The organism is Microbulbifer sp. (assembly GCF_036563125.1).
GTDB lineage: Bacteria > Pseudomonadota > Gammaproteobacteria > Pseudomonadales > Cellvibrionaceae > Microbulbifer.
On record NZ_DATCMV010000012.1, the window covers coordinates 1 to 6,342 of the forward strand.

Below are 6,342 nucleotides of genomic sequence, written 5' to 3' on the forward strand. Positions count from 1 at the left end.
CATCCCTGGGGGCTCTTCCGCGAGGTCCCTCTCGCGGAAGGTCTCGCGAACCTGTCTCCGGTAGCAGCGCCTAATATCAGACTATTTCACTTCGCAAGAAGTCAGTCTGAATAAAAGTTTTAAATCACATTTTTATTAAAAATCTTTTCGTCCCGGAGATTTGACCATGGAGTTTTTCAACACACTGCTGCGCTTTTTCCAAAACGGCGGCGCATTCATGTACCCCATCGCGCTGGTACTGGTGATCGGACTGGTGCTCGTCATCGAGCGCTGGGTATTCCTGTCCCGCGCCAAGCTCGCCAACCGCCGCGCCTACGGCCAGATCCTGCCGATGATGCAGCAGCGCAACTTCGCCGCCGCACTCAAGTTCGCGCAGAACGAAAAAGCCCCCATGGGCCAGCTCGTTGCCGCTGGTATCGCCACCGCGCAGCACGCGCGCAAGGATGAAAACATCGCAATGGCGATCGAAGAGAGCATCCTCGAAGCTGTGCCGCGTCTGGAAAAACGCACAAATTACCTGGCCACGCTCGCCAACATTTCCACCCTGCTCGGCCTGCTCGGTACCATCATCGGTCTGATCGCTGCATTTACCGCGGTGGCCAACGCCGAGCCGTCCGAGAAGGCGGCCATGCTGTCCTCCAGTATCTCCGTGGCGATGAACACCACCGCCTTCGGTCTGATCGCCGCCATCCCGCTGCTGCTGGCTTACTCCATGCTGCAGAACAAGACCAACGAGATCATCGACAGCCTGGAAATGGCCGGGGTGAAATTCCTCAATCTGATTACCCTTACTCGCGGCCAGAAAGCAGAAGCTTCGCCCGCAGCGCGCCCGACAGCCAGAGCCGAAGCCATCGCCTGAGTGGCAAGAGAACACTAAACGCGTAATCAGATAACAAGAGAGAGCCATGGCTATCCGACGCAGGCTGGAAACCGATCCGGAGCTGGACATCACCTCATTTATGAGTCTGATGACTGTTCTGGTCCCCGTATTGCTGCTGAATATGGTGTTTTCCCATATCTCCGTGCTGAACCTGAATCTGCCCGGTCTGAGTGATCCGAGCACTACCCAGGAGCAAAAGGAGAACCAGCAGCTGGAATTGGTGCTGCGCGCCGATTACATCGACATCAACTATCCGGCGGGAATTCGCGTGAAGCGTATTTCCAACCGGGACGGCGAGCCGGATTTCAAGCTGGTGTCCGATGTATTGCAGGAAGTGAAGCGCAGTCTGCGTGAGAAGGATATCGACAAGAAAGATCTGGTCATCCTCTCCGAACCCGGTACGCCTTACCGCACCCTGGTAACCGCCATGGACACCGCGCGCTCGTTCCGCGCGGTGGTGGCGGCCTCGGTGGTGGACGCGGAGCTGTTTCCGCAGATTTCCCTCGGCGACGCGCCCCTGGAAGACGGGCAAGCACAAGACGCACAGCTGGCAGGCAACGGATTATGAAAGCGACGATCGGCGGCAAGCTGAAAGGGCGCAAGCAGCGCCGGCATAAGGAGACCAAACTGAACCTGGTTTCCCTGATGGATATTTTTACCATTCTGGTTTTCTTCCTGCTGGTGAACTCTTCCGATGTGGAAGTGCTGCAGGCGGACAAGACCATCAAACTTCCCGACTCCACCTCCACCGAGAAGCCGGAGACCACCACCATTGTGCGGGTCAACGGCGACCAGTTGCTGGTGGGCAACCGCATTGTGGCGAAGGTTGCGGATATTTCCGCACAGGACGAGCAGATCAAACCGCTGCTGGACGAGCTCAAATATCTCGCCAGCCGCGCGGAGCCTCTGCCGGAAGACAAGCAGTCAGTGGGGCGCCCGATCACCATCCTGGGTGACGAGGAAGTGCCCTACGCGCTGCTCAAGCAGATCATGAATACCTGCGCCGCGGCGGACTATCGCGATATCGATCTCGCGGTCACACAAACGTCAGCACAGGACCCGGCGGCACCCGCCGCTGGTCAGTAAGGGGAGCATAGCCATGTCGACTACCGCTACCCCGGCCCTGATGCCGTGGCACTACTACAACTCGCTGCTGCCCTGGGCTTCCACGGAAGAAGAGGACCAGCGCTTTGTAAAATTCCTCAAGGCGGGCATCGTCGCCTTCGTGATTGTGGGCGCGCTGTTTACCTTTATTCCGGCCCCCGAGCTGACGCGCGAGCAGAAAGAAAAGCTACCGCCGCAGCTGGCGCGGGTGATTCTGGAAAAAAAGGAACTGCCGAAGCCAGTTGAAAAGCCCAAGCCGAAGCCGGTGGAAAAAAAGCCCGAGCCCAAGGAAGTCAAACAGGAAAAACCCAAGCCGGTTGAAAAGCCCAAACCCGAACCGGTGAAGACGGTAAAACCGAAACCGCTCACGGAAAAGGCGCCGGCCGCAGAAGTGGCCAAGGCCAGGGAGAAGGCGGCAAACAGCGGCCTGATGCAACTGCAGGACGACCTGATGGATATGCGCGACAGCCTCGACGTGTCCCAGGTGGCCAACGCCAACAGCCTTGCCAGTGGCGCCGCCAGTGCGCAGAAGATTGACCGCTCGCTGATCTCCGACAAATCCAAGGCATCCAGTGGCGGTATCAACACCGGACAGCTGAGCCGCAATACCGGTGGTTCCGCACTCTCCGGGCGCGAGACCACTCAGGTGGAAGTGGCTGAAGCCACCGTGGCGGCGAAGTCCAGTGCCAAGGAGGCCCGCCGTGAGCGCGGTACCCGCGGTGAGGAGTCCATCCGCCAGATCATGGAAGCCAACAAGGGCGCCATCTTCGCCATCTACAACCGCGCGCTGCGCCAGAACCCGACGCTGGCGGGCAAGGTGACAGTGAAACTGGTGATCGAGGCCAACGGTGCGGTTTCCGCGGTGAGCCTGGTAAGCAGTGAGCTGGGTGACGACGACCTGGAGCGCAAGCTGCTAGCGCGTATCGGCCTGATCAACTTCGGTGCCGCCAACGTGGAGAAATCGACCCTCAACTACTCCATCGATTTCCTGCCGTCCTGATTGGTGGCGGAACCGGCGCAACCGGATGGATTCCGGTTGCGCTCTTCCTTACTCCCCTTCCATCGCCAGCCGCCTAGAACTTTCCTGTCTTATCTGTCCGACTTCCCGCTCAACCAGCGAAGACCCGCAATTAAATGCGTAAATACTGCGTGCGCCAATTGCATTCCCTGTGACGCTTCTGGTACAAAAGTCCCACAATAATTGTGACGAATGTCGCATTTGGAAATGACTTTTCATTCTCTTCTGAAGCAGCAGGTTTGGCTCCAGAAGCGATAACAACCCTCTTCCAGGACAGACCTGTGGTCGACGAGACACAAGCCAGCAAGCCCAAAACCGAGCTACTCAAGGGCGTCTGGGCAAGCCGCGCGGAAATGCTGGCACAGGGCAGGACCGAGCTATCCGGCTTCCAGGTCGATGAACTCATGGGGCAAATTTTTAGCAACGGGCCCTGCTACCACTACGTGTTCGACCTGTTCGACCTGAGCTTTCTGTATGTCAGTCCGCAGGTGGAGCGACACCACGATCTCAGCCTGGAAAACATCACCTTCCAGGACATTCTGGACCAGATCCATCCGGACGATATGGCGTTTGTCGCCAGAGCAGAAGCCACTGCATTCCGCCTGGTGCGCGAGCAGATCGGTCTGGAGAAAATTACCCGTTACAAGATGTCCTACTGCTTCCGCTTCAGGGTACGCGGTGGCAGTTACCGCCTGTTCAACCATCAGGCCATTGTCCTGAGCACGGATGACGAGGGCAGGATTGGCAAGTCACTGAACGTGCATACGGATATTTCCCACCTGAGCGCTGAAAATAATTACCGACTTTCGCTGATCGGTATGGACGGTGAGCCTTCCTATCTCAATATCGATGTGGACGAGCAGAGCGATTCCCCACAGCCGAGCACACCCGTATTCAGCCCGCGGGAGGTGTCGGTGATTCGCCTGATATCCCGCGGCTTCACCAGCGCGGAAATTGGCCGCGAGCTGGCGCTGTCGGAATTCACGGTAAAGAACCACCGCAAGCGGATTTTGAAAAAAGCTGGCTGCCAGAACATGGGACAGCTGTTTGGAAGCTGCATTGTCGAAGGCCTGATTTAAACCAACGGACAACCCTGTTTTGCAACATACGTGAGATAGGGTTGCCATCGCATTCACACGGATTGCGTGAAATGCGGAATTAACGACGAGAAAAACACAATAATATAAGGACCATCTGGATGGAACCTGGGGATCTACAGCCGGAGCAAAACCTGATACATCGCGCCTGGCGCAATGTACCGGATTTCTTTGCCAAGCAAGAAATCGCGCTGCAACGCAAAGAAATTGACGAGTTCATCGCCACCACATTCAGTACCGGCGCCTCCTATTATTACGTACTGGATTTTTTCAATATCCACAAACCGATGCTGGTCAGCAAATCTGTTGAACAGATCCTGGGACTCGACCCATCGACTACTACCATTCAGTCCATCATCGAGCGCGGGCATCCCGAAGACCTGTCTTTCGCCGCTGCCGCCGAGGAATCCGCACTCAGGATCCTCAACAACCAGATTGGTCGGGACCAGGTCAAGAACTACAAAATATCGTACTGTGGACGGCTGCGTACCCGCGACGGCAGCTATCGTATGTTCAACCACCAGGCGCTGATCCTGGCCACGGACGATACCAACCGGGTTTCCAAGGTGCTGAGTATCCACACGGACATCTCCCACATCACCACCCGCAACAATTACAAACTGTCGCTGCTGCACCTGTTTGGTGGCGAGAGTTATCTCAATATCGACGTCTTCGATGAAAAAATGCAGCTTATCGGTGCACCATCCCTGTTTACCGAGCGGGAGATGCAGATAGTGCGGCTGCTGGCAGATGGAAAAACCAGTGTAGAGATCGCCGAGATACTCATGATTTCACAGCACACGGTAAAAAATCACCGCAAGAACATCCTCAAAAAGGCCGACTGCAAAACCACCGGGCAACTGGTGTCAAAAGTACTGGTGGAAGGCCTGGTGTGACCGCGTGCGGTTGCAGGACCGCCGCGCCAATGACTCACTGTGGCCGCCATCCCTGTCATTTAAATAGCGCTTTTATTTGGACGGATTCTGAATTTTAGTCGCAATTTTTTGCGTGTATTGGCGGCTTTTGGCTCCAAAGAGCTATTGTCCGAAAAACAGAGTAAGCGCAAGCTAACCCCTGAGCACACCGGATTCCTGTCAGGGAGCGCCGGTGGGAATGGAAACCTCGCTCACCAACAAATTCTCATCCTGTGAGTTGGTTACAGCCGCAAGGCTGGCTCTGGGTAGGCCGGGATGGCTTACCACAGAGCATTTTTATTGCCCGCTTTTTCCCCGTGCAGGCACTCAGTTAAGATCCGCCGCATACTGGCGCAACAGTGCCAGCGGGACAATCTCCAGCGCGCGCTGATGGGTGCGCTGCAGGTAAACCCGCGGAGCCATCTCTTCTTTCTGCGCTTCCAGCCAGCGCGCCGCACAAAGACACCAGCGATCACCGGGATTCAGCCCGGGAAAACCGAATTCTTCCACCGGGCTGCTGAGATCGTTGCCGCGCTCGCGGGAAAACTTCAGAAATTCCTCGGTCACCTGTACACACACGGTGTGGGAGCCAAGATCCTGGTCGTTGGTATTGCAGCAACCATCGCGGAAGAACCCGGTCAGCGGGTCGGTACTACAGGGAATCAGCGGATCACCGAATACATTTTTTGATTCGTGCATTTCCATAGTGATTGCCATAATCATTCTCCCTGTTCATCGATCAGGCGCATATCCACCAATTGCCAGCGCAACCCGTTGCGCTGTAGAAACAGCTGCACCCTGGATTTTTCCCCGCGATTACCACACAGCACTTCGACGGTATTCAATCCGCTGAAACGCCAGTGCTGCAGCTGCCAGCGATGCTGGTCTTCATCCTCCGGTGACGGCTCAGGGGCCGGTACAGAGGGGGGCGGAGAACGACGGTCCCTGCCGAAAGCGCCTTCGAGTTCGCGCTCAAATTCTTTCCAGTCCTTTTGCCCCTGGATCAATTCGGAAATGCCGCGGGGGCTGATCAGGCTGTCGATCAGCGGGCCGAGGAAAAGCTCGGCGCCGGCAGAAAATATGCTGCCCAACTCCGGCGACAGATCCTGGCCCATCGAGATCCGTACATCGTCCAGCAGGCGCCCACGGATATTAGCGCGCAGCTGTGGAAAATCCACGTAGCGCTCCATGGTCTCCAGGTCCTGTTCCTGCGCCGCCTCGACCAGCTTGTGCGCGGAATACCAGGGCAGCGCGGCATACACCAGCCCCAGCAATATCACCAATAACACGGCGCGCAGCGTCCACTTGCCCATAGCTCATTCACCCTAA

General features: G+C 56.6%; 8 protein-coding genes. 6 read left to right on the top strand and 2 right to left on the bottom strand.

The features are described from left to right. Positions 1-166: 166 nt before the first annotated feature. The 6 genes from VIL80_RS00855 to VIL80_RS00880 all read left to right on the top strand — a co-directional run bounded on the left by VIL80_RS00855 (position 167) and on the right by VIL80_RS00880 (position 4,995). Positions 167-859: a MotA/TolQ/ExbB proton channel family protein gene (locus VIL80_RS00855; RefSeq protein WP_332034276.1), complete on the top strand. Its 693-nt coding sequence runs from the start codon at positions 167-169 to the stop codon at positions 857-859. Between the two features lie 46 nt (positions 860-905). Continuing rightward, on the top strand, positions 906-1,448 hold the full coding sequence (locus VIL80_RS00860) for a biopolymer transporter ExbD (protein WP_332034277.1): 543 nt from the start codon (positions 906-908) through the stop codon (positions 1,446-1,448). Continuing rightward, positions 1,445-1,966: an ExbD/TolR family protein gene (locus VIL80_RS00865; protein ID WP_332034278.1), complete on the top strand. Its 522-nt coding sequence runs from the start codon at positions 1,445-1,447 to the stop codon at positions 1,964-1,966. Before VIL80_RS00860 ends, VIL80_RS00865 begins: the two co-directional genes overlap by 4 nt. A gap of 13 nt (positions 1,967-1,979) precedes the next feature. Further along, positions 1,980-2,984, top strand: a complete 1,005-nt coding sequence (locus VIL80_RS00870) for an AgmX/PglI C-terminal domain-containing protein (RefSeq protein WP_332034279.1) — start codon at positions 1,980-1,982, stop codon at positions 2,982-2,984. Between the two features lie 299 nt (positions 2,985-3,283). Continuing rightward, positions 3,284-4,081 carry a LuxR C-terminal-related transcriptional regulator gene (locus VIL80_RS00875; RefSeq protein WP_332034280.1) on the top strand — a complete coding sequence of 266 codons (798 nt, stop codon included), beginning with the start codon at positions 3,284-3,286 and terminating at the stop codon, positions 4,079-4,081. 119 nt (positions 4,082-4,200) lie between these two features. After that, positions 4,201-4,995 (top strand): LuxR C-terminal-related transcriptional regulator, encoded by a 795-nt coding sequence (locus tag VIL80_RS00880; RefSeq protein ID WP_332034281.1) that lies wholly within the window; start codon positions 4,201-4,203, stop codon positions 4,993-4,995. Positions 4,996-5,340: 345 nt separating this feature from the next. On the opposite strand, the gene VIL80_RS00885 is transcribed toward VIL80_RS00880, so the two are convergent. Beyond that, on the bottom strand, positions 5,341-5,730 hold the full coding sequence (locus VIL80_RS00885) for a DUF2237 family protein (RefSeq protein ID WP_332034282.1): 390 nt from the start codon (positions 5,728-5,730) through the stop codon (positions 5,341-5,343). A 2-nt stretch (positions 5,731-5,732) separates the two neighbouring features. Next, positions 5,733-6,326 carry a DUF2939 domain-containing protein gene (locus tag VIL80_RS00890; RefSeq protein WP_332034283.1) on the bottom strand — a complete coding sequence of 198 codons (594 nt, stop codon included), beginning with the start codon at positions 6,324-6,326 and terminating at the stop codon, positions 5,733-5,735. Between the last annotated feature and the right edge of the window lie 16 nt (positions 6,327-6,342).

What these genes read in the sequence shown, in the direction of transcription:
- VIL80_RS00880 (WP_332034281.1), top strand. Translation starts at nt 4,201, where the DNA reads ATGGAACCTGGGGATCTACAGCCGGAGCAAAACCTGATACATCGCGCC.
- VIL80_RS00885 (WP_332034282.1), bottom strand. Translation starts at nt 5,730, where the DNA reads ATGGCAATCACTATGGAAATGCACGAATCAAAAAATGTATTCGGTGAT.
- VIL80_RS00860 (WP_332034277.1), top strand. Translation starts at nt 906, where the DNA reads ATGGCTATCCGACGCAGGCTGGAAACCGATCCGGAGCTGGACATCACC.
- VIL80_RS00855 (WP_332034276.1), top strand. Translation starts at nt 167, where the DNA reads ATGGAGTTTTTCAACACACTGCTGCGCTTTTTCCAAAACGGCGGCGCA.
- VIL80_RS00890 (WP_332034283.1), bottom strand. Translation starts at nt 6,326, where the DNA reads ATGGGCAAGTGGACGCTGCGCGCCGTGTTATTGGTGATATTGCTGGGG.
- VIL80_RS00865 (WP_332034278.1), top strand. Translation starts at nt 1,445, where the DNA reads ATGAAAGCGACGATCGGCGGCAAGCTGAAAGGGCGCAAGCAGCGCCGG.
- VIL80_RS00870 (WP_332034279.1), top strand. Translation starts at nt 1,980, where the DNA reads ATGTCGACTACCGCTACCCCGGCCCTGATGCCGTGGCACTACTACAAC.